A 26,870-nucleotide genomic window follows, 5' to 3' on the forward strand; every position below is an offset into this window, starting at 1 on the left:
TCCCTATTGCACATTGATCATTCAAGCAAGATGTTCAATCCGAACCGCGAGGTGTCCATTGATGTCGAGTAGCAAACCGCGTGCGACAGGCCGGCCGTTGACGGTGAGCGTGACGAGGCCATCGCTGTGCGCTGGGCCGTCTAGCACATCGCCAACACTTAGGTGCGCGAGCGCCGCGAGTGGCGCTTGAAGTGAGGCCGCTTCTGCAACCACGCGCACCATTAGGTTGCTGCCGTTTTCTGAGGTTGTGGTTGGCGTGATGTCCAGCCAATCATTGGAGTGGTCCATAATGTTTCCGATCGTGTAATTGCCGGTTGCGTCATGCGTGAGCACGGCAAGGGGGCGGTTCATAAAAAGGCACAGTTCGCCCTCTGCCAGGCGGTAGGCATGCTGTAGCAGAATGGCGTCGCCAACGTTGATCTGTTTTAAGGCTTGCGCGTCGAGGGTGCTCCAACCTGCGACAAGCGGCACCGGAACGCGTGGCGCAGGCGGATTGAGCTCGGGTGCCAGGATAGGCTCGAACTGGTCAGCCAGCGTATCGAGCCAGGCCAGCGGTGCGTCAAGGACGCGCAAGGTAAGCTGTCTTTCTGCTTGCTCAAGGTGTAGACACCAATCCTGCGCCGGCTCGACGTAACCCGTTTCAATCGTGCTGCCCACGAGCCAATCATTGTCCGCGCAGCCCGGGTCCGTACTGGCGCAGGTCCAGGCAGCCAATGCATCGCGTAGGTCGGCGGGTACCGCTGACCAAGCGGGGACGACCAGCATCGGTTCGAGCCAACGGCACCATTGCATTGCCTCTAGCCACAGCCGCACCGGAGCGCCTGCAATGTGGGTGTGCAGAATCAAGCCGGCGCCGCCGGCATGCTGATAGGCCAGGACATATGTGCTAGCGTTATGTTGCCGGCGTCGTCCCGCCCCTATTTTGCGCAGCAGTGCGCCGGCGGCTTCAGTCAGTGGCAGGGGTTGCATCACGCACCTCCAAGGTCACGGAATGGTCAAATAATCGGGCTAATTCAGCTTGGCATTCTTCAAGCTGGCCAACCGCGCGTTCAAATTGCTGTTTATCTGGGACTTGCACGCTTAGCGCCACCTGTGGGCCGTGTGCGCAGGCTGAAATTTCCAAACCCGCGAGCGGCCCATTGGTCAGTCGCAAATGGAGTGTCTCCAGATTTTTGCGCAGGGAGCGGGCTGTGGCGACGAAGTGCGCTTCGGCGCTCTTATGCAGCGGGTACGGTGGTGCGCTTGCTGGCGGATCCGACGCGGCATCCTGCGGTGCACACGCGTGTGAAACGGGCGCATGTAACAGTGCCTCAAAGCAGTGTTGGGCATCGGGTTGGTCTTCATCGTGCAGCGTGTCGCCAGTGGTACGGCGCGGTATGCCGCGTGTGCCAGTTTTTAGCAAAAGCATGGGTTACTCCAAAAGCGTGTTGAATTTTTCCTGTTTCATTAAAACCTTGCGTAGCAGTGTCTGCTGCTGGGCTTTGTCAATCTGTAAGGCTTGCCATTGCGCCTGGAGTGTGTCGATTTGTTCCGCCAAGGCCTGATCGTTCTGAAAATGGTCGGTCAATTGGTTTTTCAAGGTCTGGCGCGCAGTGGCATCGAGTACTTCAACCACAGTGCTGTGGCTACGCCAGGTCTTCCAGATCTGGTAACGCTCTTCAAGTAGCAGCGCTTTCTTATCCCGCAGTTGTTCTTGCTGCCGTGCGTTGGCCGCCAATTTGGCGCGCAAGCTCTGCTCACGTCGCGTCTTGAGAGTCAAAAGCATGGCTAGAGTTACGCGTGTATCGTTTTCCATAGCAGTTCAAGAGTGTGTTCAAAGTCATTTTTTTCCGTCGTGGGTTGACGCAAAAACTCACGGATCGCGTCTTTGCGGGCCAGTGCTTCATCTGCCTCAGGATCTTGGCCGGCTTGATATTCGCCAACTCGCACTAGTAACTCGATGTCTTTATGCGCGCTGGCGAGTTGGCGCAACCGGCCCGCCAGCTGTCGGTGCTCGTCGCTCACGATGTCTCCCATGATCCGGCTGATGCTTGCGCCAATATCGATGGCGGGGTAGTGGTTGGCTTCGGCCAGTTTGCGCGACAACACGATATGGCCATCTAAAATCGAGCGCACTTCATCCGCCAGTGGCTCATTCAGGTTGTCGCCTTCGACTAGTACCGTGTACAGGCCCGTAATGCTGCCGGTGGGTGCTGGACCTGCGCGCTCAAGGAGGCGTGGCAGACGTGCAAAAAAACTCGGCGGATAACTGCCCGCCGCTGGCCGTTCGCCTGCCGCTAGGCCGATTTCACGCGCCGCGCGCGCAAAGCGCGTGAGCGAATCCATCAGCAGCAGCACGTTTTTGCCTTGATCACGGAAGTACTCAGCGATGGTGGTCGCGGTATAAGCGGCTTTAAGCCGCTCGAGGGCGGGGCGGTCTGAGGTGGCGACGACGACAACTGTGCGCTGGCGCGCTTCTTCAGACAGTGTGTGCTCAAGAAACGCGCGTACTTCGCGGCCACGCTCGCCGACGAGCGCCAACACAATCACATCGGCCAGGCTGCCATCACAGATCATGCCCAGCAACGTGCTCTTGCCGCCGCCGGCCGCGGCAAAAATCCCTACGCGTTGGCCACGGCCGCAGGTCAACAGGCCATCGATGGCGCGCACTCCCAAGGGCAGTGGCGTATCGATGATGGGCCGGCTGAGAGGATGGGGAACGTCGCGCTCGATGTCACGGTATTCGCAGTTGTGCGGCACGAGGTTTCCCTCTAGCGAACGGCCCATGCCGTCGAGTACCTGGCCGAGCAGAAACTGACCTACGGCGATCCGATGCGGCCGGCCCAGCGGCTGTACGTAGCTGCCAACGGCTACGCCAATCGGTTCGGTAAAAGGCGATAAGAGAGCGATGTCACCTTTGAGAGAGACAATTTCAGCTTCGATGCCGCTTGGCTCTAGCCGGCATAACTCCGCTAATCCAGCGCCAGGCAGTGCAGCGCGTAATAGCGTGGGGCCAACCTCGACCAGACGTCCTTGGACGGTTTCGCCGGTTTCAACCACGTTTGCTGCTTGCGTTTGCAGGCTGGCTAAGCGCTTGGCTACTAAAGCTTCAATTGTTGCGAGTTTAGGCAAACGCATAATTAAGCCTCACCGATTAAGTCGATATTGCCCAGTACGCGTAACTCAACCTCGTCATTGACCTCTTGGAAAGAGAGCACGGGCAGGTTGAGGCTGGCGCGCTCCAGAAGCTTGCGCAGAAAACGGCGGACATCAATCGCGGTCATCAGCACGGCGCGCTGCGTGTGGTTTTCGCTAATGGTCTCGCTAATACAGTCGACAATCGTTTTGACATGTTGTGGCTCCAATGCCGAATATGAGCCGGCAGCGGTTTGGCGGATGGATTCGCGGATCATGCTCTCGATTCGATCACCGATCATCCAGCCGCTAATCCATGACTGCTGAGCCCGGTGGCGGGTCGCAATGTGGCGCCGCAATGCGACCCGGACATATTCAACCAACATCACCGGATCTTTCTCGCGCGGCGCCCATTCGATCAGAGCTTCAAACACGCTGCGCAAATTGCGAATCGAAATACCCTCTTCGACCAGCCGCTGCAACACGTCGGCGATGCGTCCGATCGGCAATTGGCGTTGCACTTCTTTGACTAGTTCAGCATATTTGGCTTCCATCGCATCCATTAGGAAGCGGGTTTCCTGAACGCCAATGAATTCGGCTGCATAGCGGTCCACCGATAACGATAGACAGTACGTGATTTGTGCGTCATTCTGATAAAAGGGGATGCCTAACGCGGCAAGCGACTCAGCTTGCGTCGCCTCGACCCATTGCAAATGCAAGCCGCCAAATGGCAAGGGGGTGGTCTGCACGGTTTGCGCCAGGGGTTGTGCGCTGGCGTCAAGCAGGAGCAGGCGCACGGGTATCGAAAGGGTCAGTACGGGTTCTTGGTATAGCAGAATCTGTAGCGTGTCGGCCGCGAGCGCGTCGTCTTGCTGTAGATGAATCTCGGGGAGCGGGATGCCAAGTTGTTCGAATTTGCGCAGGCGTAGCGTATCGAATATCTGAGCAGACTTGGCGTAAGGTGCGAGATGACTGCCAAAGCGCACCATTAGAGGCAGCGCGCCAGGCGTCATGGCTAAGGATGCGGTTTCGGCCCCGGCTTCGCCGGTGCTATGTGAAGTGCTGCGATTGGCTATGGCACTGCCGCTGGCGCGGTGCTTTCTAATCCGCCATGCGCAACCGAAGACGCCCGCGGCCAGCGCGATGAAATAGATCGCTGGAAAACCGGGAATCAGCGCGAAGACGAGCAATACGGCAGCGGCGAGTAGCAGCGCTTGCGGCTGTTTGCCGATCTGTTCTGCTAAATCTGCAGCGAGGTGCTTGCGTTGCTCGCCCGGCACGCGTGTGACGATGATGCCGGCGGTAATCGAAATTAGCAGCGCTGGAATCTGGCTAATCAAGCCATCGCCGATGGACAAGATCGCGTACGTCGACATTGCGACGCTTGCGCTCATACCGTGCATAAATACGCCCAATGCGGTGCCGCCCACGATATTGACGAAAATGATAATGATGCTGGCGATCGCGTCGCCCTTGACGAACTTCATCGCACCGTCCATCGCGCCATACAGCTGACTTTCTTTTTGCACCAAGTTACGCTGGCGACGCGCTTCGTTCGCGTCGATGATGCCCGCGCGCATATCGCCATCGATACTCATCTGTTTGCCGGGCATTCCATCTAGCGAGAAACGCGCGCCGACTTCAGCGACCCGCTCTGAGCCCTTGGTGATCACGATGAACTGCACGATCGTAATAATCATAAAAACGATGAGACCGACGCCGAGACTGCCGCCGACCGCGAAGCTACCAAAAGTGTGGACAATGTCGCCTGCATCGGCCTGCAACAGGATCAAGCGGGTGGTGCTAATTGTCAACGCTAGGCGGTAGAGCGTGGTGATCAGCAAGACCGAAGGAAAGGCAGCGAATTCAAGTGGATCACGGATATACAGCGCCATCATCAGCAAGATGATCGAGATCGTCAAATTGACCGTGATCAATAAATCGATTAGGCCGGTAGGTAAAGGCACGATCATCATAAACACTGCCACCAGCAGCATGACCGCGAGCACGATGTCCTGGCGGCCCGCCATGATGGCAAGCCAGTGACTGAGACGTTTCATCAATTCTCTCCAAAGTGCGCGTCGAGCAGCCGACGCATGGTGTGATAGCAAGCTATCCAGTGATTGACTTCACTCTCCGGTGCTGGAGAACAACTGAGCACTTGGTGATTGCGCAGCACATAAGCGCGTAACGGCACGCCCTGCAGCCGCGCAGGCTGACAGCGATTGAGGAGCGACTTGAGCACTACCACGCGGTGCGGCGCCTCAATCTGGCGTGCCAACGACAGCAAAATGCGTTCGTCTAGATATTCGATGTACAAACGATAGGGAGGGACCACGAATTCCATGCGTGGCGTAATGCGCACGCTGGGTAAATCCGATAGGCGCAAAAATTGCTCGAGTCGGCGTTGTGTTTGCAGGTCCATTCCGATTCCTAGCGTTGGCGGTGGGTGGCCGATAGACAATTCAGGGAGCTATCATCGGCCGTGAAAAACAAGAATAATTCTATATAATCAATAGACCAGAGCCATCCGGTAAAGACCTGAAAAGACCGCGCGCCTGAGCGCCGCTTGCAGCCGAACATTGTTCCCACTTGATTCTGTTATGCGAAAACTCTGGAAAAACTCCCTGACCACACGCATTGTTGCCATCATGGGTGTAGCAATGGTGCTGTTTTGGCTGCTCGTTGCGGGGGTCAATTTTTACTACTTGTATACTAAAGCGCGCTATCACCTGAACCAAAAGATGACGGCGAGGCTGGAGTTCATGACTCAGCAAGTCAATCAGCGTTTTGGCTACGCTGAGCGGCAGGTGCGCGGACTGGCTTGGGCCTGGCATGCGGTATACCCCAGCACCAATCTGCCGTCTTATCCGCGTGATTTAAGGCGTGCAGTATTTGTACCATTCGAACAGGTCACAATAGATCGTGTGCTGGCGCGACAGGCAAGCATTGTGATGGAACACTATGGACGCGTCGACGAAATCTACGATGATCTTCAGGTGGCGGACTCAGTCGAAATGTTCTTACTGGTGCCTGATCAAGGAGTGGTTTTCTTTCAGCCGCAGGCGCAGACGCTATCGGCCGAGGATAGCCATCATCGAGTGAAAGTACTCGCGTCGCTGCAAAATATGCCTTTTACTAAACCCGTCCATTGGAGTCCGCTGTTCCAGGATGCGTGCGGCTCTTTGTACGTTGCGGCGCTTGCGCGCGACCCTGATACAGGCGTGATCGCAGGCCAAATTTTGCGTATGGGTGCATTAGGGGCATTTCTTACTGCCAAGACGGAAGAGTTCGGATCGCTAAAATTCGCCCTTCAGGACGAGGGTAGAACCCTACTGTGGAGCAATATTGAACCGCATGATGTGGGCGCGTTATCTGATGTATTTTTAGCCGCCACCTCGATGTTGGGCTCATTAGACAGCGCATGCACGCACCCCATCCGTATCCATAATTTTTTTGTCGCATATACTCCCTTAAGCGGACCGTCATTGCAATTGCTGGTGGCCTATCCAGCAAAATACCTGATCAATAAGACATTTGCGCTGGTCGCATCTACCGTACCGTGGGCATTGCTGGTACAACTGCTGCTTAGCATCATCGTATTTGTGATCCTGCAGCTCTATCTTGGGCGGCCGTTACGAAAGATCGTGACTGTGTTAGATACGCAGCAAGCGACTGACCCCCTACGTCGTCTGCCGGAAGGGCGGACCGACGAGCTCGGGCGCATTGCCAAAGCCTATAATGTACTGATTCAGAAACTCAGTGCCTACTATCGAACGCTTGAAGATAAGGTGCTGGCCCGCACGCATGAATTGGAGGAAGCAAGACAACTCGCCGAGCAAGTCAGCCATCGCAAAAGCGAGCATATTGCGAGTATTAGTCATGAAATTCGTACCCCGTTGAATGGTATCGTGGGGGCGATCAGTCTGCTTGAGCGCAGCTCGCTCTCACCGCAGCAGCAAGATTTGACTGCCATTGCGCGCAAATCTTCCGGATACTTGCTCAATATTGTAAATGATTTGCTGGATTTTTCTCGAATTGAGGCTGGGCAATTGAAATTGTCGTTCGCACTGGCACCAATTTTTCCGATGCTCGATCAGGTGATGCTCACCGTCAACCTGAAAGCGCAAGAAAAACGGTTGGTATTACGAACTTGGGTGGCGTCGGACGTGCCGCAGCAGATGATGCTCGACGACATACGCGTGCGGCAGATTTTGATTAACTTACTGGGCAACGCAGTGAAATTCACCCAGCAAGGACATATTCATCTGCATGTGTGGCGGCAGGCCGATCAATTATTGATGGCGGTCGAGGATACCGGCGCGGGGATTCCAGATGAGCATAGGCAGACGATTTTTCAGCCATTCATTCAAGTGCGCCCTTACGATAACGGCAATGGACTTGGGCTTGCGATTGCGTCGCAGATCGTAGGGCTGATGGGCGGTGAAATTCTACTCGACAGCCAAGCCGGCATGGGTTCGCGGTTTACGCTGCGCTTGCCTTTGCGTGAGCCCTCGCCGCCGCTGGAGCCGTTTAACGCGCGTCTGGTTGCAGCCGAACCGTTGCATCGGCAGTTGCGCGCCTGGGGAATCGAGCCTCAGATCGGCGCTAATCCGTTATTGGATGGTCCAGAGCTGGTTTATTTACCGGATAAACTACGACGCAAAGTTACCGCCGCGTTACGCGGCGAAACATTGGACAATGAGCGCGTGGTGACCACTGTCTGTCCGTGGTCGCTTAAAGTGCTGGTGGTCGACGATATGCCGATCAACCGCGGCATTGTCGGTAAGATGCTGCAAGAGCTGGGCCAGCACATTGAAACTGCGGCATCAGGCCACGAAGCATTGCAGTTGGGTCGTCAGCAGGTGTTTGATCTGGTTTTTCTGGATATGCGTATGCCCGAGATGGATGGGCTTGAAACTACCGAACACTGGCGCAATCCGCACGGCGGTATCCTCGATCAGAATACGCCGATCATTGCGCTGACCGCGAATGCACTGCCGGGCGAATCTGAGCGCGTCAAGGCTGCTGGCATGAATGGATATTTGGCCAAGCCGGTCAGCCTCGAGCAGTTGGCTGCAGCGCTCAACTATGCAGCGTCACAGCAACTCGTGCATGGTATCGAGCTAAGACCCAACCAACAATTGCAAAAGCCGCTGCTCAACCTTGCCGATGACGCGCTGCGGGATCAACTTTATGCCACACTGACGGCGCTGCAGCAACAGCTTGATGCTGCCTGGCGTGCGCACCAACGTGATCTACTGCTAGACGTGCTGCATACCCTCAAAGGGTGCGCAGGACAGAGCGGGATCGATTTGGTGTTCAAAGCGACAGAGCAACAAGAAACCCAGATACACCAGGGAAATTGGCCAAGCGATCAAGCGATCAAGGATCTGGGCCGGTTGATCAGCCAAGCCATAGCGTCCCTCCCGCGCGCTGTTCAATGAATGCCCAGACGGATGGCCCAATTCACCAAATCGGCAACGCGATGTGCATTAAGCTTGCGCATCAGATGCAAGCGATGGGTTTCCACCGTCTTGACCGTAATGCTCAGCTTGTCTGCAATGTCCTGGTTGCGCGCACCTTCGGCGATGAGCTTTAGGATCTGGCTTTCGCGTGGCGTCAAGGTCGTGCGACCGTCAACGGTGGGCTGCTCGGTAATGAGTGCTTTACTCAGCGCCGGATCAAGAAAAGGTTTGCCGAGCAGTGTGGTTTGCAAAGCGGCTAGCAAGATTTGTTGTGGACTTTGTTTCAGCACATAACCGAGCGCACCGGCCGCCAGCGCCTCGCGCGCGCGGTGTTCGGCATGATCTGCGGTCACCGCAATGATTACCAACTCCGGCCAGCGGCTTTTTAATTGACGGATCACGTCGATGCCGTTCATACCGGGCAACCCCAGGTCGGTTAACACAATATCGGGCTGCCATTGTTGACATGCCCGATAGGCCTCCAAGCCGTTATTCACTTCACCGACCACCTGATACGCCGCGGCTGTTGACAGTAGATTTTTGATGCCATCGCTGAGCAGCGAATGATCCTCGACAATTAAAATCCGGCGTGGGACGTCAGCCGTTGTATTGTTAAAAAACATCGTGCATGGTCTCCAAAGTATAGGGCATATCCGACCCTCCTCAAAAAACTCAGGTCATTACCGGATCGATTTGCCTTGGCATTATCGCAAAATATGCGCTTAATCAAACACAAATAGGTGATGCTGATGAAATTGCCCCCCTTCATTGCTGCCTTAGACGCGGTTTTGGTCCAGCGGCACTCTAGTGGCCGTTGCTGGCTGACATTTTACGGCCTGCCTGGGTGGTGCGCGGACTATCCCTGCGGGTTGTGTGTGGCCTGCGCGATTGAACGTGAGTCGCTCGACGACACCTGGCTGGTGCAGGCTAGTTTATGGCTTGCGTCGGTACGCGGCAACCTGGATGACAGCTTGCTGCTAGAGGACGGCAAACTTTGGCTGACGCGCCGTTACGCGCCTAAGCTTGAATATGCAGTGGGGCAAACGCAGCTGAATCAGCAATTAGCGATCGCACGTTGGCTCGCGACCCACGGCGAGTCTAAACCAGAGACAGCGGAGTTAACTAGGAGATGGAGATGAGTCCACGTCTATCTTGCCGGCTTGCTCGATATGCCTTCTGCGCTCTCTTGCTGGGTGTCGCAGCAGATGCCACCGTAGCGCTTCCAGCGAACGGTAGTGCCCCGTTTTTTCTGGCCACGCGTGGCATGCCTCTGGCGCAAGTTCTGCGTGAGTTAGGCGCATATTATCGCGTGCCTGTCATCGTCAGCTCGCAGGTGGATGCCGCATTTATCGGCAGCCTAAGCGACCTAGGGCCGGAGCAGGTGCTCGATCGTCTCGCACAGCTCTATCAATTGGCTTGGTACTACGACGGACAAACGCTGTATGTCTACAAAGCGCAGGAAATCAACACTCAGTTGATTACCCCCGCTTATTTGTCGGTTAACACCTTGATGAGCCAATTGCTCGACATCGGCCTGCTGGATTCGCATCAATGTCAGGTGCGGGCAGTACCCGCTTCTAATGCAATGGAGGTCAGCGGTGTACCCGTATGCGTTGAACGCGTCACCCAGTTTGCGCGGCGCATCGATGAGCAACAGTTGAATGACGAGCAAAATCGAGAAGGCATCCAGTTCTTCCCATTAAAATATGCAACCGCCGTTGATACGCAATACAGCTATCGTACCCAGCAGGTGCAATTGCCTGGTGTGGTTTCGATCCTCAAACAAATGGCGCAAGGCCGCGCGCTGCCCTTAACGGAGAATCAAGGACCCGCGCCCTCCAATGACCGTTTGACGCCAACTTTCTCGGCTGACGAGCGTCAAAATGCAGTGATTGTGCGGGACCGTAAAATCAATTTACCGCTCTATGCAGATCTGATTGCGCAACTGGATCACCGCCCTCAGTTGGTGGAGATCTCGGTCACGATTATTGACGTAAACGCCCAGGATCTCAGTCAACTCGGTGTCGACTGGTCTGCCTCAGCGCGCATCGGCGGTGGCTCAGTGAACTTGAATAGTGGTGGGGCGCCGGCGTCCGGCAGCTTTTCAAGTGTGGTCTCGAACACCGGCAATTTCATGATGAACCTCAATGCGCTTGAACAAAATTCAAAGGCGCAGATTCTCTCGCGGCCGTCAATCGTTACCCTGAATAACCTGCAAGCGGTACTGGATCGGAACATCACGTTCTACACCAAGGTGGTCTCCGAAAAAAGCGCCCAGCTCGATTCAATTTCAACAGGCTCTCTGCTGCGTGTGACGCCGCGCGTGGTGGGCGAGGGCGCACAACCTGAGGTGATGCTCAGCCTGAGCTTGCAAGATGGCCGCCAGATAGGCAATTTTAGTAAGGCAGAACCCTTGCCGCAAACCATGAATTCTGAGATTACCACCCAAACGCTGCTCAAAGCTGGCCAATCATTATTGCTGGGCGGCTTTATCCAAGATGAGTTGAGTGAAAGCGCGCGCAAAATTCCACTACTCGGCGATATTCCAGTGCTCGGCAAGCTTTTTAGTACAACCCAAAAAAGCCAGCGTCACACCGTCCGACTATTTTTAATTCAAGCCGATCCCCAACGTGAGAACTAACCCTGTAGCCATGGAAAAACTTTACAAACTGAAATGGCTTAATGGCCCGTTGGTTGGCCGCGAGTTGCTATTACCGCTTGGCGAACTGCAGCTCGGTGGCCCGGACGCGGATATCGCACTGCTCCTCGAACAAGATACGCAGGCCACGCTGGTGACCACGGCTGACAGTGTCACGCTGACTGGTAGCGCGCCAGTGTGGGTCGATGGCTGCCCTTGGGACACTGCGCAGCCTTTGCCGTTTGGGCTGTTTATCGATGTCGCGGGCCAAGCGCTAGTGCTTGGCCCGCGCGCGGCTAACTTGCCAACGCTAGCGCCGTTGCCGCGCCGCGCTGCCGGGCACGCCAAACTTATGAGATGGCAAAAGTGGAGCGGGCCAGCTGGCGTGGCGAGCCTAGCGTTGGGTGCTGTGCTGCTGCTCGCGTGGACCGCGCCGCAGATGCCGCCATTTGATCTCTGGCTCTCCACCCAACTGCGCCAGCCGGCGCTCGCTGGGCTAAGCGTGGCGCATGATGCCCACGGCACGCTCGTGCTAGAGGGCTTATGCACATCTTCCGAAGCCGTTCAAGTACTCCGTACGCAGTTGCGTGACCAGGGTCTCCAGGTGCGCGATCAAACGATGTGCGCCGATACGCTGCGCAGGAATGTGCGCGACGTGTTGGCCTTAAACGGCTATCGGGACAGCGATGTGGAAAGCGGTGCTACGTCTGATACCGTGATGATCCGCGGTGCGCTCACCGCCGATGCAGCGTGGCCGCACCTCGCCATGCAATTACAAGCGATTCCGGCCTTGCGTAGCTGGCAGGTGATCAATGACCGATCCGCATCATTTGAACGCTTGCTCACCTTACTTGCGGCGCGTACTTCACTCGACGGCCTAAGCATCTTTTTGGTTGGCAAAACGCTGTTGGTGAGCGGACAAGTAGCGCCCTTTCGCGCGCAAGTGATTGGCAAAGCAATCGCCATTTTCAACCAGGAGAACCAACAGTTGCGTGCCATGTTTCAGTCCTTGCCATCGAACCCGTCTGCCAGCACACTTTTGCCTGCGGCAATCGTAGGTGTTGGGGGCCAAGCGGATTCAATCTATGTTGAATTGGCTAATGGCATGCGCTTACAGTCTGGCAGCGTGCTACCCAGCGGCTTTCAAATACGCATGATTAGCCATACATCGATGGCGCTTATCAAAGGCGTACAGTTGGTGTCATTGCCGCTTAATCTATCTTCGACAAAAGAAAACTAGGGGTGATGCCGTGCGCTTGACCACTTTGGAAGATGTATTACACGACGATGCGTCTGGTCTATTCCGTGATCAGGCACTTGCCAAACTGCGCACCGCCGAGCAGCACCTGCGCGCCCAATTGCGCATGCCGCAGATTCCGGCTGAGCACGCCGCGCTGCAACGCTGCGTTACTGCATGCGCGAGTGCTGCGCAAGTAATCGATACGCTGTGGCGGCGCTATCACGGTTTTGCCTAGTCCCCTCAGGCGCGTACGCTGTGATATGGACGATAAGGCGCTAAGCAAGCTACAATAGCCGGATTTTTAGCTTGCGCTTAGGGCCTTATGAAAAAAAACCTGACTATGGCTGCGTTGGCGGTATTCTTATCCGCAACAGCCAGCGCCGTTGAGACCGAAGTCGAAGTAACCGGCAACGCAAAGGCTGGCGAGAGTAAAGTAGCAATGTGCATTGGCTGCCATGGCATCGCTGGATATCGTACGGCATTTCCTGAAGTATATCGAGTGCCGATGCTGGGTGGGCAGAATGCGAAATACATTCAAGTTGCGCTGCAAGGTTACAAAAATGGAGACCGCAAATATTCAACCATGCACGCCCTTGCCGCTTCGCTGAGCGACCAGGATATGGCCGATATTGCTGAGTATTATGCGGCGCAAAAATCATCCAGCCCGAACAACCCAGATAAATAATTTGGATGCCTTTTAAAGTACGCAGGATAACAACGATGAAAAAGTTTTTATTGGCGCTGGCGGTCATCGGTGCAATGCACGTGAGCGCGCACGCAAATGCCGCCGATATTGCCAATGGCAAGTTATTAGTAGAGCGTAATAATTGCGCCGCTTGCCATGGCCTAAATATGAATCAGCCGATCACCCCTGAATATCCAAAGCTGGCTGGGCAATATGCGGACTATAGTTACTTCGCCATGCGCGCCTATCAAGTGGCGAATAATAATCCGCTTTTCGGCCGTACCAATCCAATTATGAATGCGCAAATGCAGAGTTTATCTCAGCGTGATTTGCGCGATATTGCGGCTTATCTACAGTCGTTGCCAGGTGATTTGGTCTTAAAAAAATAAGCCAAAAAATACGCTCAAGCTGGATCGATTAACGTCTCTAGCTTGGGCGCGCGTTGTCGCTTTAAGATAGATCATGCCCCTGAGTCTGCTCGATCAAGCCAGTGAGCAACTCGGTAATTTGTTTGCGTTTATCGCCTTGCGCTTGGTTTAAGGCGCGCATTGGGCCGTGCATGAATTTATTCGTGAGCGCTTGCGCGAGTGCGGCTAGCACTATCGCCGGATCGTCGCCGCGAGCGAGCATTTTTTGCGCTCGTTCGAGCTCAATACGCTTGAAGGTATCCGCTTGGCTTTGCAGCGAGCGAATCACGGGCACTACGCTACGCGCATCTAACCATTGCATAAAATGCTGCACGCGTGTTTCAATAATCGCTTCAGCTTGGGTGACGGCAGCTTGTCGTAGCGTATGGCCTTCACGCACGACTGCCCCGAGATCATCCACCGTATATAAAAAAACATCTTGGAGTTGCGCGGCTTCGGGTTCAATATCGCGTGGCACGGCGAGGTCGACCATAAAGATTGGCCGCCGTCGCCGCGCGCGTAATGCGCGCTCAACTGCACCAAGACCAATTAGCGGCAGGGTGCTAGCCGTGCAAGATATCACAATGTCAAACTCATGCAAGCGCGCCGGCAGTTCTGACAGTGCGATGGCTTGACCGTTGAAGCGGTGGGCTAATTTACTGCCGCGCTCTAAGGTGCGATTCGCAATCACCAGCGCGCGCGGTTTGTGCGCAGCGAAATGGGTGGCGCACAGCTCAATCATTTCTCCTGCGCCGATAAAGAGTATGCGTTGATCTGCGAGATTTTCAAAAATACGTTGGGCGAGCCTCACGGCAGCGGCAGCCATCGAGACTGAGTGCGCGCCAATTTCAGTCTGACCGCGTACTTCCTTAGCCACCGCGAAGGTGCGCTGAAATAATTGATTCAAATAGGTGCCAAGCGCGCCGACTTCAGAGGCGGTGCGCACGGCATCTTTGAGTTGTCCAAGAATCTGAGTTTCGCCCAGCACCATCGAATCCAGCCCGGAAGCTACCCTAAATGCATGACGGACCGCCTCAGATTGCGGCAAAGTGTAAATATGCGAGGCGAGTTTGTCCGCCGGAAATTGGTGGTACTCGGCGAGCCAAGAAATCGCGTGCTCGCGGGCGGCTTGGGTGTTTGTGACGCAGTAAATTTCAGTGCGATTGCAAGTGGAGAGAAGCGCCGCCTCGACCAGTGAAGGCGCCGCGCGAGGTTTCATTTGAGCTGCCTCGCGCCTAAGCCAAGCCGATTTCAACATCTGCAATGCTGGCTTAAGCTGTTCGACCGAAAAGGCGAGCCGCTCGCGCAAGGCAATCGGCGCGGTCTGATGATTGACCCCAATAGCAAACAGTTGCATTAGAAAATATTTTAAGAAGAATGGCTTAATTATAACTTTTTCTAACTTTCACTTGATGTTTGTCTGCGCCGTTTGCAGTATTCTGTTCGTTTATGCATACGCTAAGCGCCAAACAGGAGCGAATCTTAAATGAGTTTACCGCCAACCACCATCCCTGTGCTTGAACGGATTGCGCAATTGCGCGCTGCAATGCGGCGTGAAGGGCTGGATGCCTATCTCGTACCCTCGACGGACCCGCATCTTTCAGAATATCCGCCGATGCGCTGGCAAAGCCGTGCTTGGCTCTCTGGTTTTACCGGTTCGGCTGGCACTTTAGTCGTGAGTGCGGATTTTGCGGGTGTATGGGTGGATAGTCGTTATTGGAGTCAAGCCAGCACGCAGCTTGCCGGGAGCGGTATCGAATTAATCAAAATCGGCCCTAGTCAAGCGCAGGCGCATTGTGATTGGCTCACGACACAGACGCCCATGGGGGGGGTAGTCGGCGTCGATGGACAGGTATTAAGCGTGGTCGCTGCGGCGACGTTGCAAACTGCGCTGAGCGCGCGCCAGATTACCTTACGCACGGACCTTGATCTGCTTGAAGAAATTTGGCAAGAACGTCCAAGCTTGCCCTCAGCAGAGGTGTTTGAGCATCCAGCACCGTATATTTCAATGACGCGGGCGGATAAGCTTGCCTGTGTGCGGGCGCAAAGTCGCGCGCGCGGAGCGGATTGGCATTGGGTGTCAACGCTTGACGATATTGCGTGGTTGTTTAATCTACGTGGCTCGGATGTGAGCTATAACCCAGTGTTTGTGGCTTATGCGCTGATTGGCCCAAGTTCCGCAACTTTATTTGTCGCTTCGGGTAAAGTGTCGCTTGCGTTACAGCGCGCCTTGGCGGCCGACGGCATCGTGGTTGGGCCGTATGAGCAGGCTGCTGAAGCGTTAGCGGGCTTGCCGCTGGGCGCGAAATTGCTAATCGATCCGCGGCGCAGTAATTATCAGATGCTCAAATCTGCGCCGGCTCATGTTGGCGTAATCGAAGCGATTAATCCATCGACTTTACTTAAGGCGCGCAAGAGCGAGCTCGAGATCACGCAGATTCGCGCAACCATGGAGCAAGATGGCGCGGCGTTGTGTGAATTTTTCGCATGGTTTGAACAAGCGCTCGGTCATGAGACGATTACGGAGTTAACCATTGATGAGCGGCTGAGTGCTGCACGTGCGCGCCGGCCAGGTTTTGTGACATTAAGTTTTAGTACGATTGCGGGATTTAATGCGCATGGAGCAATGCCGCATTATTGCGCCTCAGAGGCTTCAAATGCCGAGATTGTTGGGCAAGGGCTGTTGCTGATTGATTCGGGCGGGCAGTATTGGGGAGGGACCACTGATATCACGCGCGTGGTACCTGTGGGCATCCCAAGCGCCGCGCAAAAGCGTGATTTCACATTGGTCTTGAAAGGCATGATGGCCCTTTCCAGAGCGCGTTTTCCGCGCTTAATCCGGGCCCCTATGCTGGATGCGATTGCGCGCGCTCCGCTGTGGGCAGCAGGGGTGGACTATGGGCACGGCACGGGCCATGGCGTGGGTTATTTTTTAAATGTTCATGAAGGCCCACACTCCATCTCGCATTATGCCGCGGCGAATCCGACTACCGCCCTGGAGCCAGGGATGATTAGTTCGATTGAACCAGGGATCTATCGGCCTGGGCAATGGGGCATACGGATCGAGAATTTAGTTGTAGTCCGCCCCGCGCAGTCTAATGAGTTTGGCGAATTTCTTGAATTTGAAACCCTCACCTTATGTCCGATCGATACGCGTTGCATTGAACCCAGTCTATTAGATGCTGACGAAATAACTTGGCTGAATGACTATCATCAAAGGGTGCAAGCGCGGCTTGCGCCCCATCTGAGCGGCGCGGCGCGAGAATGGTTGAATGCTCGCACTGGCTCGCTATAAGGGGTAGCGATCACATAGCTGTAAAAACCGCCATTTAGCCGATCAAATTGCTTGCGGAATCTTTAATTTACCCGCATATTAATCCGGCTATTCGTAAAAGTGTGTGGGTGCCAGATAACGGCGCAAGTTGCGCATCACGGCCTTAGATCGTAAAAGCGTGTTGCAACCTTGACCGTGAGGGCGTAGAATTCGCCTATCGAGAATCGTAAAAGTGTGTTGAAGAGATGCTAACATGATCCAGATCAGTCAGGAGTCGTTGAAGCCGCTTGCCAGCAAGTACATCTGGTGGAAAACGCCAGAGGAAGCTGTGGCCATGCCCGAACGAGTGATTGCCCAAGTGATGAACATCGGCGACTACTCCGACGTTCAGTCGCTTGTCTCGCAAGTCGGCGATGAGGTGCTTCGCGAAGTCCTGACGCACGCAGAAGCTGGTCAGTTCAATGAACGTTCTTGGGCGTACTGGCATTACCGTCTTGAACTATCGAGCGTAGATCATGTTCCGGCCTTGCCTGTGCGGAGGTTTGCGTGACTCGCAAGTTCAAACCCTGCACGGCCATATTGCCCTCCGCCCAAAAACGACTGTGGCCAGAACTCAGCAACGCACCGAATCAGGGGTTTACGCTGTACGGTGGCACTGCCATTGCACTGCGGCTGGGGCACCGTGATTCAGTTGATTTCGATTTCTTTTCTGAAAAACCGCTTGATCGGGAAGCCATCAAAGCGGCTTTTCCGTTTATGGAACAGTCCACAACGCTCCAAGATCACGACAACACTTGGGTTGTACTTGTCCCCTATGGAAACTCGGAGAGGGAGCACGTCAAAGTCTCGTTCTTCGGCACGATTGCCTTCGGACGAGTGGGAGAGCCGGACTTTACCGATGACGGTGTTTTGCAGGTAGCTTCTTTTGACGACCTGATGGCGACCAAGGTCAAAGTTGTGCTTCAACGCGCCGAGGCCAAGGACTATCGTGATGTAGCTGCGATGGTCAATGCCGGGGTGAGCTTGTCACACGGACTCGCATCTGCTCGCCAGCTTTACGGCCCGAACTTCCAACCGAGCGAGAGCCTGAAAGCACTCGTCTATTTCAATGATGGTGACTTGAAAACACTGACCGCTGACGAGAAAAAGACGCTGGTCGATGCAGTCAAGGCAGTGCGCAATCTTCCTGATATAGCGCTGCGCTCAACTTCCTTGAGTGGCCTGAGTTGGAAAGACTTGTCCGTCATGGACGAGCGGATCGGGAACCTTGCGATGCTCGAAAACCGTGCTGGGGCAGTACTTACCTTTTGGCAGCGCGCTACAGCAGCTATTAAGGAGCATGGCGCTGATGCTGTGAACTGGGGCGATGTCGAGCAAAAGACCATCATCGAAAGCATTTCGGAGAATGGGCAGCCGCCGTCAGATGTCGCCGATGTGATCTGCCAGCACAGTCCGGGAGCCGTGCAGAAGGCAAGGCAAGAGGAAGTGCGGGCATTGGTTGAAGAACTTGCTCCTGAACTCCAAGCGCAATATGCCAAGGCGCGAGGCGAGAAAGGGTGTGAGCCATGAAGTTCCCCGGAATCAAACGCCGCCCTCCATTTGTGACCCTGCTAAGGCACAAGCGCAGCCATGAGGTCATATGTCTAATGGGCAAGATGCGTCGTGATGCAGCAGACTATGGCGGTCGCTTCACCAGTCGCCTTGTGCTGAATGAACCGGGTCGCCCCGATCTGTACAACCAGTGGTTTGATTTCTACTTTCCGGGTACGGATCGGTTCACGATCTGGAACGCCAGTTTCGTGACTGCCCGTAAAGCATTCTGGGACAAAGCTCATGACATTGCGCACACCCGTGTGGCCGAGATGCTGACCCCGGAAGAGAGAGAAGAGAACTCCAAGTTGGAGTGCGTACCCGCACAACGGTCAAGCACCGGAAAAATCTTCACCTACACACTGGCCGAACGCGAGGAAATACGCTTCGAGCAGTTTGGTGGCCTGACTTTTCATGAACAGTGGCGCAAGCTGGAATCGGAGATCGCCCGCAACGAGCCACCCGTGATTCATGAATCATTCAAACTCGACCGCAGCTATGTTTATGGCATTGGTTTGAAAATCGTGCTCGATGTGGATGTCGTCAATCAGGCATCCATAGAAGCTGCGATTGATCGCTTCTTTTCTGTCGGCGAAACCGATTGGATATCGCCTGAACCAGTAGCCTGTGATCGCTTGCCAGTAGTGAGCGAACACGAGGCGTTGGCGACTGTCAAGTTTCCATCGGAATAGATTGGGATGCCTGCTATGAACCTTTTGAATATGAGTGCGGTGAGGCTGCCAATCTCGTTCGCGGCGAAGAACGCACAATTTGTTTCCAATTTCCCGCAAGGGCCAGATGAACTTTGGATGTCCGTGCAGAAGAATATTGCCATTTTCGCCGTCCTTGGCACCGTCACGCTGGCCGCCTGCGGCAGCAAGACCGACGCCAACGAAAAGAACTTCGGCGTGGCTATGAGGCTGGACTGAGGAGTTTCCATGCCGCGCATCGACCTCAATGTACCCTTCGCCGAGAAAGATGAAGCCAAGCGGTTGGGTGCCCGCTGGGATGGCGAACGCAAGGTCTGGTATGTGCCGGACGGCGTGGCAACCAACGTCTTCGGGCGCTGGTTGCCACGTGAGCCGGACATCAGCGTTCGCTCAAGCATCTATTTCATCGCCCAGACCATCAACCCGTGTTGGAAATGTGGCGAGCACACAAGCGCCTTTGGTTTCATCCTGCCTGCCGGGCACGAAATGCTGGAACCCGATGATGAAGATGATGACCGGGATGCGTGGTGTCGGTATGACGAGCCGACCATTGTTCACTATGTCACCGATCTTCTGCCCGGCGTGGTGGCACGCATCAAGGCATTCTCGCGGCACTACTGCGTCGATTTCAGCAAGACCACGCAAAGCTCGTACTGGATGAACCACTGCGAGCACTGTGGCATGAAGCAGGGTGACTTCGAGATGTATTGCGAGCCGCAAGGCGCATTCTTCCCTATGGATGAACATGCCGCTTCTCAGATTGTTCTACATGAGTTTGCTGAGCCGTTTGGCTGCAACGGCGGCGCTGTCTACGGCAACCACCTGTTTGAATACATGCGGCGGGCCTGACCATGCCTGCCAACATCCTGAACCTCCCGCAGTACCGAGTGCTGCGCATGGAGGAAACCGATCACGACTACCACGTCACCGCCGAGCCGGTGGACGTGACATCTGCCTGCCCACATTGCCAGTCTGACCGGCTAACCTCGTGGGGTACCCGCGATCAGGTGTTTAAAGACCTGCCCATGCACGGCAAGCGCGTGGGCATCTACATCGACACTAAGCGAATGCGCTGCCAGTCCTGCGGCAAGACCTTCTATCAGGCGCTGCCTGTGCTGGCCGAGAACCGCATGATGACAGAGCGACTGGTGAAGTGGATCGGGCAGCAGGCGTTGAAACGCACCTTCACATCGCTGGCCGACGAAACCGGCATGGTCGAAGGGACGATCCGCAACATCTTCCGCGACTACATCAACGAGCTTGAGCAGACCGTCCGCTTCGAAACGCCAAAGTGGATGGGGATTGACGAAATCCACATCATCAACAAGCCGCGCTGCGTCGTCTCGAACATCCAGAGCAAGACCATCGTGGACATGCTCCACAACCGGAACAAGGACACGATGGCGAAGTACCTGTTCAAGATGCCGAACCGGGACAAGGTGCAGTACGTGGCGATGGATATGTGGACGCCCTACCGCGACGCGGTGGGCGCGGCGCTGCCAGACGCCACCATCGTCATCGACAAGTTCCACGTTGTCAGGATGGCGAACGACGCGATGGAGAAGGCTCGCAAGGGATTGCGAGGCGAACTGACACTCAAGCAAAAGCGTGGGCTGATGCACGATCGTTTTGTGCTGCTCAAGCGCGAGCGCACCCTGAATGACGAAGAACGGCTGAACCTCGATGGCTGGACAAAGAACTACCCGGCCTTGGGAGAGGCATACAGGCTCAAGGAAGCTTTCTATGCCATCTACGAGGACTCAGACTCGCCAGAGAGTGCCTTGAGGCACTACGAGGCTTGGAGCAAGGATGTATCGCCTGAGAGCAGGCCGTACTTCTACGACCTGATCCGGGCGTTCACCAACTGGCAACCCTACATCCTCAACTACTTCGAGCACCCGGTAACGAACGCCTACGCCGAGAGTTTGAACAGCCTGATCCGGGTGATGAACCGGCTAGGGCGTGGCTACTCGTTCGAGGCATTGCGAGCCAAGATTCTGTTCACCGAGGGCATTCACAGCCGAAAGCAGGCGGGGCCCAAGTTCGAGAGAAAGCGAGCGCTAGAGCCTGTTGAAATCAGCAGAGTCATGCCGGGCTATGGATTGCCAGTGCTTGAAAAGGTGAGTCCGATGAAACCTCCAAAGGAGGCCGACCAACACAAGGCACCTCCGCCACCCAAGAACTACGGGGCGGACATTTCAACACTCATCCACATGATCGAGGCGGGTGAACTTTGAGCGATCTACAACACACTTTTACGAATGGCCGATAAATAAACGGGCTGTTATTAGAGCTTGTCCTTAGGTGTAGAATCAGCATGGGCGCGGGTGTTTTGCCGCGCTATGGATGGCGTGTCTGGTGCATTATAAGGAGGGGTGGTTTGGGCTGCAATGAGCAGCGGATACGTATTCACCGCAGACCCTGCCGGCGTGGCTTTAGGTTGCGTGAGCGAAACGGGCGCATGCCTAGCTTGGCTCGGGTTAGGCTCAAGTGGCTGCGTCGTATCATGCAGCACTTCCAGCGTATTGAATTGCCAGCCATTATAGATGGCGACCGCTGCGGCGCGGTTGCTTGCGCCTAATACATTAAAGATGCTGGCTAAATGAATTTTGACCGTGCCTTCGCTAATATTGAGAGTGCGAGCAATCAGTTTATTGGTGTTGCCCATATTTAATAAACGCATGATTTGGTGCTGGCGCGGCGAAAGGCGCATGGGGGCGTTACGCGGAATAGGTTTAAGCATAGCAGGTGGCTGGATGACGCAACTAGCCGGGGATTTAGATGTGGTGGGTAAAGTAGGGGTGAGAGCGCATACAGGTACGTAGTGTCCCCCCAGCAGAACCAGTTCAAATACGCGCAAAATCAAATGAGGATTCAGACTGCGGGGTATGATGCCGAGCACTCCGGCATGCAGCAATGCATGGACGGTGGCGCGGGTTGTGTCGTCGGTTAAAATTGCCACCGGCAGGGTCGGATGCTCGCGCAATACAGACAATAAATCGGCGATGCGCATCCAGCGCAATTGCCAATCAATCACCAGCAAATCGTGTAAGTCGCGTTTTAAGCGATGGGTTGCTTGCCGCCAGTCTTTTGCTTCAGCGAATTTAGCGCGGCGATCAATTTGGCGCAGGAGGGCTTTGAGTCCTTCGCGCCGTTCGGCTTGGTCGTTTAAAACAAAGAATTTCATTGGAATGCCCCTCCAATTGGATATTGTTCACCATAAGCGTGGCGTAAAAATCGGGTTTTTACGCGGCAAAAAGATTGCAAACCAATATAGCGCAACCTGGGGCATATCTTGACAAATTTCCCGCGCTTTGACCCCCTAGCCAAAAGACATAATTTTGCCTCGTCTTAGGCAGGGGCAAGGCGTTAAAATTTAATGGAAATGTGGCTGAGCGGGCTCAATGTCAGCCGGCATTTCTGCATGCACAATTTCGCCCAGTGGGTTGGCGTAGAGTGGGCCATTGCAGTCTTCGCAGTATTCAGGATCAAAGCGCCCAGCATGGCGGCGAATATCGACGATATTGGCTTCTTTTAAAAGGGCGATAATATCGTCTAGCGGGCTATTGGCCGTTTCGTCCTGTTCGGCGGCAAGCGCCGCAATGTCTTCATGACCGTACAGCGGCCAGACAATCCCATAGAGCACGGCATTATCGCCTCGCTGCGTAAAGCCAATCCGATATTCATCCACGCGATGTTCGCCAAAGCCTGCGATGACAGCGCGCAGCCCGTTTGCATTAGGCGCTAGGGTATCGTTGAGATAACGTACTGCCGTGCGCAATGTATGCGGCCGAATTTTTTCATCCGCAGTGCGACATGCTGCATGATAAGCGTCAGGCAATAAGCATTCTAATTCACAGCCAGGTAGTGCTTGCGCGAAATTCGCACCGCCTTGAGCAGCCCACTGTTTTAGACAATCGCTGCGCTCGATGCGTATCCCGCTTTCTTCTTCTTGCCAACGAAAGAGGGCCTGGCCCGCCGGAGCAGTTGCAACGGCTAATAAAAAACGCGGATCGGCCAGGACTGGGGCAAGCTCGGGTAATTCACGCAGATTCAACGGTAGTTGAATCTGGCGGCGCTCAAGCGCTGCTTGCGCAAATTGTTGGGTGAGCCGGTAAGTTTCAATCTGCTGTTCTGGCAGTTGATCGATACTGTATAGATAAGGCGCCAGCGCCAGCCGTACGCCATCCGCTAGGATATGCGCTTGTAAATGAGTATGCAGCGCATTGACGGTATCGGCTTTGAGCGGCCCCAAAGGGATGGTGTAGCGGGTCCAAGCGAGCACGGGTGCGGCAATGAGTATGGCGTCCCACTGGCGATTCTCATGAGAGATAGACAGTGACTCACTGTGAGCATCTGCAATATCGGCTAAAACGCTGTATGCACCTGGGTGATTCTGCTGGAGGCGCTCCAGTGCGGCATCAAGGGCGGCTTGGTTGCCCTGCCGTAAAATTTTTGCCACGAGGGCATCAGTTTGAGCTTCCCAAAAACGGTCTTCAGTGCGACTGCCTGATACATAAGATGCAAGGCATAAGCCGATAAGTTTCTCGGCATCCGGGGGCAGGCGTTTGGTCATTTGCAAGCGTATCGAAGATTTTTTGAGTACACGATGAAATATTCTATGCCTTTTTTATAAGGATTTATAAAAATAATAAAAAAGAATCCAGCCTCATCGCATCTTGTCAAAGGCTGGGATTCATTCATTAGCGGCGTTTTTTATGCTTATTTTGTCTCGGCCATTTTGCTGGTTTCAACTTGTTGGATTGGGGCGCTTGCGGCTGGCGGCAAGCGCTTGCGTTCGCGCCTAATGCGGGGCGGCTCAGTGATTGCCGCAGTGGCTTCATGAGCGCTGTGCAGTTTAGCGCTATCTGTGTTGACGAGAACAAGATTTGTCGCTTCTAGCATCCGACTTAAGGCCGCCGGTCTTGACGCCATTTTAGGTTCCGGCAAGCTTGCTGGGACCGGCGCAGGGGAGCTCGTAGGCTGTGCTGCTGGAGTTGCGGCTACAGCGGGTTGGCTCGGAATGGCGGTGCGGGCGGGCGGCACACTTACACTTTCTGGCTGTGGCTGTGGCTGTGGCTGTGGCTGTGGCTGTGGCTGTGGCTGTGGCTGTGGCTGTGGCTGTGGCTGTGGCTGTGGCTGTGGCGCCGGAGCCTGCTCCGGCAAGCGCGGTGCATAATCGGCGGTTTGAGCGACATCAGTGGACTCGGTATGAAATTCAACTTCGTGGGTGCGAGTTTGGTTTGCGTCATCGCGTTCGCGGCGACCGCCACGTCGCCCGCGCCGACGGCGGCGGCGTTCTTCGCCTTCGGGTTGAGCCGTTGTGGTGTGGGGTACAAACGCAGCAACAGAATCTGGGCGCGCAGTTGCGGCAACAGGAAATTCATCTGAACGCTCTGTTCTTGGAGCGTCTGGGAGTGTAGCTGCGACCGTTTGACTCGGTGCCGGAGCAGGGGTTTGCGCTCGTTTATGATCCTGGCGTCCGCTCCGTTCTGGGCGTCTGCCGCGTTCTTGACGTTCGCTACGCTCCTGCGTCGCGGTTGCTGCCTCAAGAGTTTCTACTGGCTCTTCAGCTGGAGCGCGCGCATCGCGCCGCCCGCCGTTACGCGCTGCCCGCTCGTTACCAGGCTCGCTAACACGGCTTGCGTTGCTACCGCGGCGTGTGCGACCGCTATTATTATTGCGCTCTTGCGCCACGCTTTTATCCGCAGCTCGGCCAGTTGTGGCTTGGGTCGTGCGTGTGCGTTGCGGAGTGTTTTTTTCAGAAGCAGTGGACGGCTCGGCAGGGGAGAAACTAAACCAGCGCTTAAACCAGCTAAATAAACCGGAATCTTCTGTTTCCAGTCGATGTGCGCTAGCTGCGCGACTGGATTTGCTACGCTTAGCGATAGGCGCAGGGTGTTCTGGCGAAATCCCTTTAACTGCAGCTTCTTGTTTGGGGCGGACTTCTTCAGTACGCTTGCTGTAAGCCATTTCCTGTTCCATTTCGCGCACGGCTTTTTCAGTCATGCGGTGACTGATATGCACTTCATCAATATTAGGATCGTCGTGCCGCAACCGTTCCAGCTTGTAGTGCGGCGTTTCCAGATATTTGTTCGGGATTAAGATAATGCCAACTTTAAAGCGACTTTCAATTTTGTTGATTTCTTGGCGTTTTTCATTCAGCAAGAAGGCTGAAACTTCAATTGGCACTTGGCAATGAATCGCCGCAGTGTTTTCTTTCATCGCTTCTTCTTGGATAATGCGCAAGATTTGCAAAGCTGAAGATTCGGCATTGCGAATATGGCCTGTGCCGTTACAGCGCGGACACGTGACATGGCTACCTTCGGATAAAGCGGGGCGTAGCCGTTGACGCGATAACTCCATCAGCCCAAAGCGCGAAATTTTGCTCATCTGCACGCGCGCTCGGTCATGCTTGAGCGCGTCTTTTAGGCGCTGCTCGACTTCACGCTGATTCTTGGCGGATTCCATATCGATAAAATCGATGACGATCAAACCGCCTAGATCTCGAAGCCTGAGCTGCCGCGCCACTTCGTCAGAGGCTTCTAAATTCGTGCGCAGCGCGGTTTCTTCAATGTCGGCCCCTTTTGTTGAGCGGGCGGAATTGACATCGACGGAGACTAATGCCTCAGTATGGTCGATGACGATGGAGCCGCCAGAGGGCAAAGACACGGTACGCGCATAAGCGGTCTCAATTTGATGTTCGATCTGAAAGCGAGAAAACAGCGGTACATCGTCGTGGTAGCGCTTGACCTTATGCAGATTGTCGGGCATGACGATGCCCATAAAGGCGCGCGCCTGTTCCTCAATCTCCGCCGTATCAATTAAAATTTCGCCAATATCGGGTTGAAAATAGTCGCGGATGGCGCGGATCACCAAACTGGATTCCAGATAAATCAGGAGTGGGCCTTGCATATCGTGGGCCGCCTCTTCAATGGCGCGCCACAATTGCATCAGATAATTAAGATCCCATTGCAATTCTTCGGTGCTGCGGCCAATCCCTGCGGTGCGGGCGATCATGCTCATGCCGTCTGGCAATTGCAGTTGCGCCATCGTATCGCGTAGTTCTTGGCGTTCATCGCCTTCGATGCGGCGCGAGACGCCGCCGCCCCGCGGATTATTTGGCATCAGCACCAAATAGCGTCCGGCGAGTGAGATAAAGGTCGTCAAGGCCGCGCCTTTATTGCCGCGCTCTTCTTTTTCGACCTGAACGATCAGTTCTTGCCCTTCATGCAGCACATCTTGGATCCGCGCCGAGCGCATGTCGATCCCTTCTTTAAAATATTGGCGCGCGACTTCTTTAAAGGGTAAAAAACCATGGCGTTCTTCGCCATAATTAACAAAGCAGGCTTCTAGCGAGGGCTCAATACGGGTGACGACTCCTTTATAAATATTGCCTTTGCGTTGTTCTTGCCCAACGGTTTCAATATCAATATCGATGAGCTTTTGCCCAACGACGATAGCCACACGAAGTTCTTCTCGTTGCGTGGCGTTAAAAAGTATGCGTTTCATGAAACGGCTCCGGAGCAGCTCGGCCAATTCTTGCTCTAAGGCAGTAAAGGACGGCGCGCTGCGTTTTATAGTGTTCTAAAAACACGCTAGGCCTGAAGTTTTGGTGCAGTGCAGAATTACCTTTCTGGTAGCGCTTATTTTGAGCGGTGCCAGGGGTATGCGAATTGACTGGCGCTGAGTTTTGCTCCATTTAGCGCCAAGTATCGTATCGATTTTCGCCATTGACTAGTTA

At 54.8% G+C, this 26,870-nt stretch carries 26 protein-coding genes; 14 read left to right on the top strand and 12 right to left on the bottom strand.

Annotation, left to right across the window (positions count from 1 at the left end):
• Positions 1 to 21: 21 nt before the first annotated feature.
• The 6 genes from sctQ to sycN are packed head-to-tail and all read right to left on the bottom strand — an operon-like array spanning position 22 to position 5,539.
• Positions 22 to 969, bottom strand: a complete 948-nt coding sequence (gene sctQ / locus MCB1EB_RS03105; protein WP_045363057.1) for a type III secretion system cytoplasmic ring protein SctQ — start codon at positions 967 to 969, stop codon at positions 22 to 24.
• Positions 947 to 1,408 carry a hypothetical protein gene (locus MCB1EB_RS03110; RefSeq protein ID WP_045363056.1) on the bottom strand — a complete coding sequence of 154 codons (462 nt, stop codon included), beginning with the start codon at positions 1,406 to 1,408 and terminating at the stop codon, positions 947 to 949. The genes sctQ and MCB1EB_RS03110 overlap by 23 nt, the downstream gene beginning before the upstream one ends.
• 3 nt (positions 1,409 to 1,411) lie before the next feature.
• Positions 1,412 to 1,795, bottom strand: coding sequence for a hypothetical protein (locus tag MCB1EB_RS03115; RefSeq protein ID WP_126353851.1), 384 nt, complete (start codon positions 1,793 to 1,795; stop codon positions 1,412 to 1,414).
• Complete coding sequence (locus MCB1EB_RS03120) at positions 1,774 to 3,117, bottom strand: EscN/YscN/HrcN family type III secretion system ATPase (protein ID WP_045363054.1); 1,344 nt, start codon at positions 3,115 to 3,117, stop codon at positions 1,774 to 1,776. Before MCB1EB_RS03120 ends, MCB1EB_RS03115 begins: the two co-directional genes overlap by 22 nt.
• A gap of 2 nt (positions 3,118 to 3,119) precedes the next feature.
• Positions 3,120 to 5,174 (bottom strand): EscV/YscV/HrcV family type III secretion system export apparatus protein, encoded by a 2,055-nt coding sequence (locus tag MCB1EB_RS03125; RefSeq protein WP_045363053.1) that lies wholly within the window; start codon positions 5,172 to 5,174, stop codon positions 3,120 to 3,122.
• A complete protein-coding gene (gene sycN, locus MCB1EB_RS03130) occupies positions 5,174 to 5,539 on the bottom strand; it encodes a type III secretion chaperone SycN (RefSeq protein WP_045363052.1) in 366 nt (121 codons plus the stop codon). The genes MCB1EB_RS03125 and sycN overlap by 1 nt, the downstream gene beginning before the upstream one ends.
• Before the next feature lie 178 nt (positions 5,540 to 5,717).
• On the opposite strand from sycN, the gene MCB1EB_RS03135 reads away from it, so the two are divergent.
• Positions 5,718 to 8,561: a two component system sensor kinase gene (locus MCB1EB_RS03135; RefSeq protein ID WP_045363050.1), complete on the top strand. Its 2,844-nt coding sequence runs from the start codon at positions 5,718 to 5,720 to the stop codon at positions 8,559 to 8,561.
• On the opposite strand, the gene MCB1EB_RS03140 is transcribed toward MCB1EB_RS03135, so the two are convergent.
• On the bottom strand, positions 8,555 to 9,205 hold the full coding sequence (locus MCB1EB_RS03140) for a two component system response regulator (protein WP_045363048.1): 651 nt from the start codon (positions 9,203 to 9,205) through the stop codon (positions 8,555 to 8,557). The two genes, MCB1EB_RS03135 and MCB1EB_RS03140, sit on opposite strands and share 7 nt — an antisense overlap.
• Before the next feature lie 126 nt (positions 9,206 to 9,331).
• On the opposite strand from MCB1EB_RS03140, the gene MCB1EB_RS03145 reads away from it, so the two are divergent.
• The 6 genes from MCB1EB_RS03145 (at position 9,332) to MCB1EB_RS03170 (ending at position 13,534) form a co-directional block, all read left to right on the top strand.
• Positions 9,332 to 9,721: a hypothetical protein gene (locus MCB1EB_RS03145; RefSeq protein WP_126353852.1), complete on the top strand. Its 390-nt coding sequence runs from the start codon at positions 9,332 to 9,334 to the stop codon at positions 9,719 to 9,721.
• The gene (locus MCB1EB_RS03150) at positions 9,718 to 11,223 is read left to right on the top strand and encodes an EscC/YscC/HrcC family type III secretion system outer membrane ring protein (protein ID WP_045363046.1); all 1,506 of its coding nucleotides are present in this window, start codon (positions 9,718 to 9,720) and stop codon (positions 11,221 to 11,223) included. The genes MCB1EB_RS03145 and MCB1EB_RS03150 overlap by 4 nt, the downstream gene beginning before the upstream one ends.
• 10 nt (positions 11,224 to 11,233) lie before the next feature.
• Complete coding sequence (sctD, locus tag MCB1EB_RS03155; protein WP_045363044.1) at positions 11,234 to 12,460, top strand: type III secretion system inner membrane ring subunit SctD; 1,227 nt, start codon at positions 11,234 to 11,236, stop codon at positions 12,458 to 12,460.
• Positions 12,461 to 12,470: 10 nt separating this feature from the next.
• Positions 12,471 to 12,695 (top strand): EscE/YscE/SsaE family type III secretion system needle protein co-chaperone, encoded by a 225-nt coding sequence (locus MCB1EB_RS03160; RefSeq protein ID WP_045363043.1) that lies wholly within the window; start codon positions 12,471 to 12,473, stop codon positions 12,693 to 12,695.
• Between the two features lie 87 nt (positions 12,696 to 12,782).
• Positions 12,783 to 13,145 (top strand): c-type cytochrome, encoded by a 363-nt coding sequence (locus tag MCB1EB_RS03165; RefSeq protein WP_026920984.1) that lies wholly within the window; start codon positions 12,783 to 12,785, stop codon positions 13,143 to 13,145.
• A gap of 35 nt (positions 13,146 to 13,180) precedes the next feature.
• A complete protein-coding gene (locus MCB1EB_RS03170) occupies positions 13,181 to 13,534 on the top strand; it encodes a c-type cytochrome (protein WP_045363041.1) in 354 nt (117 codons plus the stop codon).
• A gap of 61 nt (positions 13,535 to 13,595) precedes the next feature.
• Here the strand turns inward: MCB1EB_RS03170 and hemA are convergent, their stop codons facing one another.
• Positions 13,596 to 14,909 carry a glutamyl-tRNA reductase gene (gene hemA / locus MCB1EB_RS03175; protein WP_045363039.1) on the bottom strand — a complete coding sequence of 438 codons (1,314 nt, stop codon included), beginning with the start codon at positions 14,907 to 14,909 and terminating at the stop codon, positions 13,596 to 13,598.
• Between the two features lie 129 nt (positions 14,910 to 15,038).
• On the opposite strand from hemA, the gene MCB1EB_RS03180 reads away from it, so the two are divergent.
• The 7 genes from MCB1EB_RS03180 to MCB1EB_RS03210 all read left to right on the top strand — a co-directional run bounded on the left by MCB1EB_RS03180 (position 15,039) and on the right by MCB1EB_RS03210 (position 21,363).
• On the top strand, positions 15,039 to 16,847 hold the full coding sequence (locus tag MCB1EB_RS03180) for an aminopeptidase P family protein (protein ID WP_045363036.1): 1,809 nt from the start codon (positions 15,039 to 15,041) through the stop codon (positions 16,845 to 16,847).
• A gap of 232 nt (positions 16,848 to 17,079) precedes the next feature.
• Positions 17,080 to 17,376, top strand: coding sequence for a hypothetical protein (locus tag MCB1EB_RS03185; protein ID WP_045363033.1), 297 nt, complete (start codon positions 17,080 to 17,082; stop codon positions 17,374 to 17,376).
• The gene (locus MCB1EB_RS03190) at positions 17,373 to 18,395 is read left to right on the top strand and encodes a nucleotidyl transferase AbiEii/AbiGii toxin family protein (RefSeq protein WP_081953495.1); all 1,023 of its coding nucleotides are present in this window, start codon (positions 17,373 to 17,375) and stop codon (positions 18,393 to 18,395) included. The genes MCB1EB_RS03185 and MCB1EB_RS03190 overlap by 4 nt, the downstream gene beginning before the upstream one ends.
• A 77-nt stretch (positions 18,396 to 18,472) precedes the next feature.
• Positions 18,473 to 19,108, top strand: a complete 636-nt coding sequence (locus MCB1EB_RS03195) for a hypothetical protein (protein WP_197721985.1) — start codon at positions 18,473 to 18,475, stop codon at positions 19,106 to 19,108.
• A gap of 15 nt (positions 19,109 to 19,123) precedes the next feature.
• Positions 19,124 to 19,345, top strand: coding sequence for a hypothetical protein (locus MCB1EB_RS03200; protein ID WP_126353853.1), 222 nt, complete (start codon positions 19,124 to 19,126; stop codon positions 19,343 to 19,345).
• Between the two features lie 9 nt (positions 19,346 to 19,354).
• A complete protein-coding gene (locus MCB1EB_RS03205) occupies positions 19,355 to 19,975 on the top strand; it encodes a DUF5710 domain-containing protein (RefSeq protein ID WP_045363029.1) in 621 nt (206 codons plus the stop codon).
• 2 nt (positions 19,976 to 19,977) lie between these two features.
• Complete coding sequence (locus MCB1EB_RS03210) at positions 19,978 to 21,363, top strand: ISL3 family transposase (protein ID WP_045363026.1); 1,386 nt, start codon at positions 19,978 to 19,980, stop codon at positions 21,361 to 21,363.
• 50 nt (positions 21,364 to 21,413) lie between these two features.
• On the opposite strand, the gene MCB1EB_RS03215 is transcribed toward MCB1EB_RS03210, so the two are convergent.
• The 4 genes from MCB1EB_RS03215 to MCB1EB_RS11970 form a co-directional block, all read right to left on the bottom strand.
• Positions 21,414 to 22,313 (bottom strand): response regulator transcription factor, encoded by a 900-nt coding sequence (locus MCB1EB_RS03215; RefSeq protein WP_052393784.1) that lies wholly within the window; start codon positions 22,311 to 22,313, stop codon positions 21,414 to 21,416.
• A gap of 189 nt (positions 22,314 to 22,502) precedes the next feature.
• Entirely contained in the window at positions 22,503 to 23,714 is a 1,212-nt protein-coding gene (locus MCB1EB_RS03220; protein WP_045363023.1) for a DUF2863 family protein, read from the bottom strand.
• Between the two features lie 134 nt (positions 23,715 to 23,848).
• Positions 23,849 to 26,638 carry an Rne/Rng family ribonuclease gene (locus MCB1EB_RS03225; RefSeq protein WP_045363021.1) on the bottom strand — a complete coding sequence of 930 codons (2,790 nt, stop codon included), beginning with the start codon at positions 26,636 to 26,638 and terminating at the stop codon, positions 23,849 to 23,851.
• Positions 26,619 to 26,828: a hypothetical protein gene (locus MCB1EB_RS11970; protein ID WP_026920975.1), complete on the bottom strand. Its 210-nt coding sequence runs from the start codon at positions 26,826 to 26,828 to the stop codon at positions 26,619 to 26,621. The genes MCB1EB_RS03225 and MCB1EB_RS11970 overlap by 20 nt, the downstream gene beginning before the upstream one ends.
• Between the last annotated feature and the right edge of the window lie 42 nt (positions 26,829 to 26,870).

The organism is Mycoavidus cysteinexigens (assembly GCF_003966915.1).
GTDB classification, from domain to species: Bacteria; Pseudomonadota; Gammaproteobacteria; order Burkholderiales; family Burkholderiaceae; genus Mycoavidus; species Mycoavidus cysteinexigens.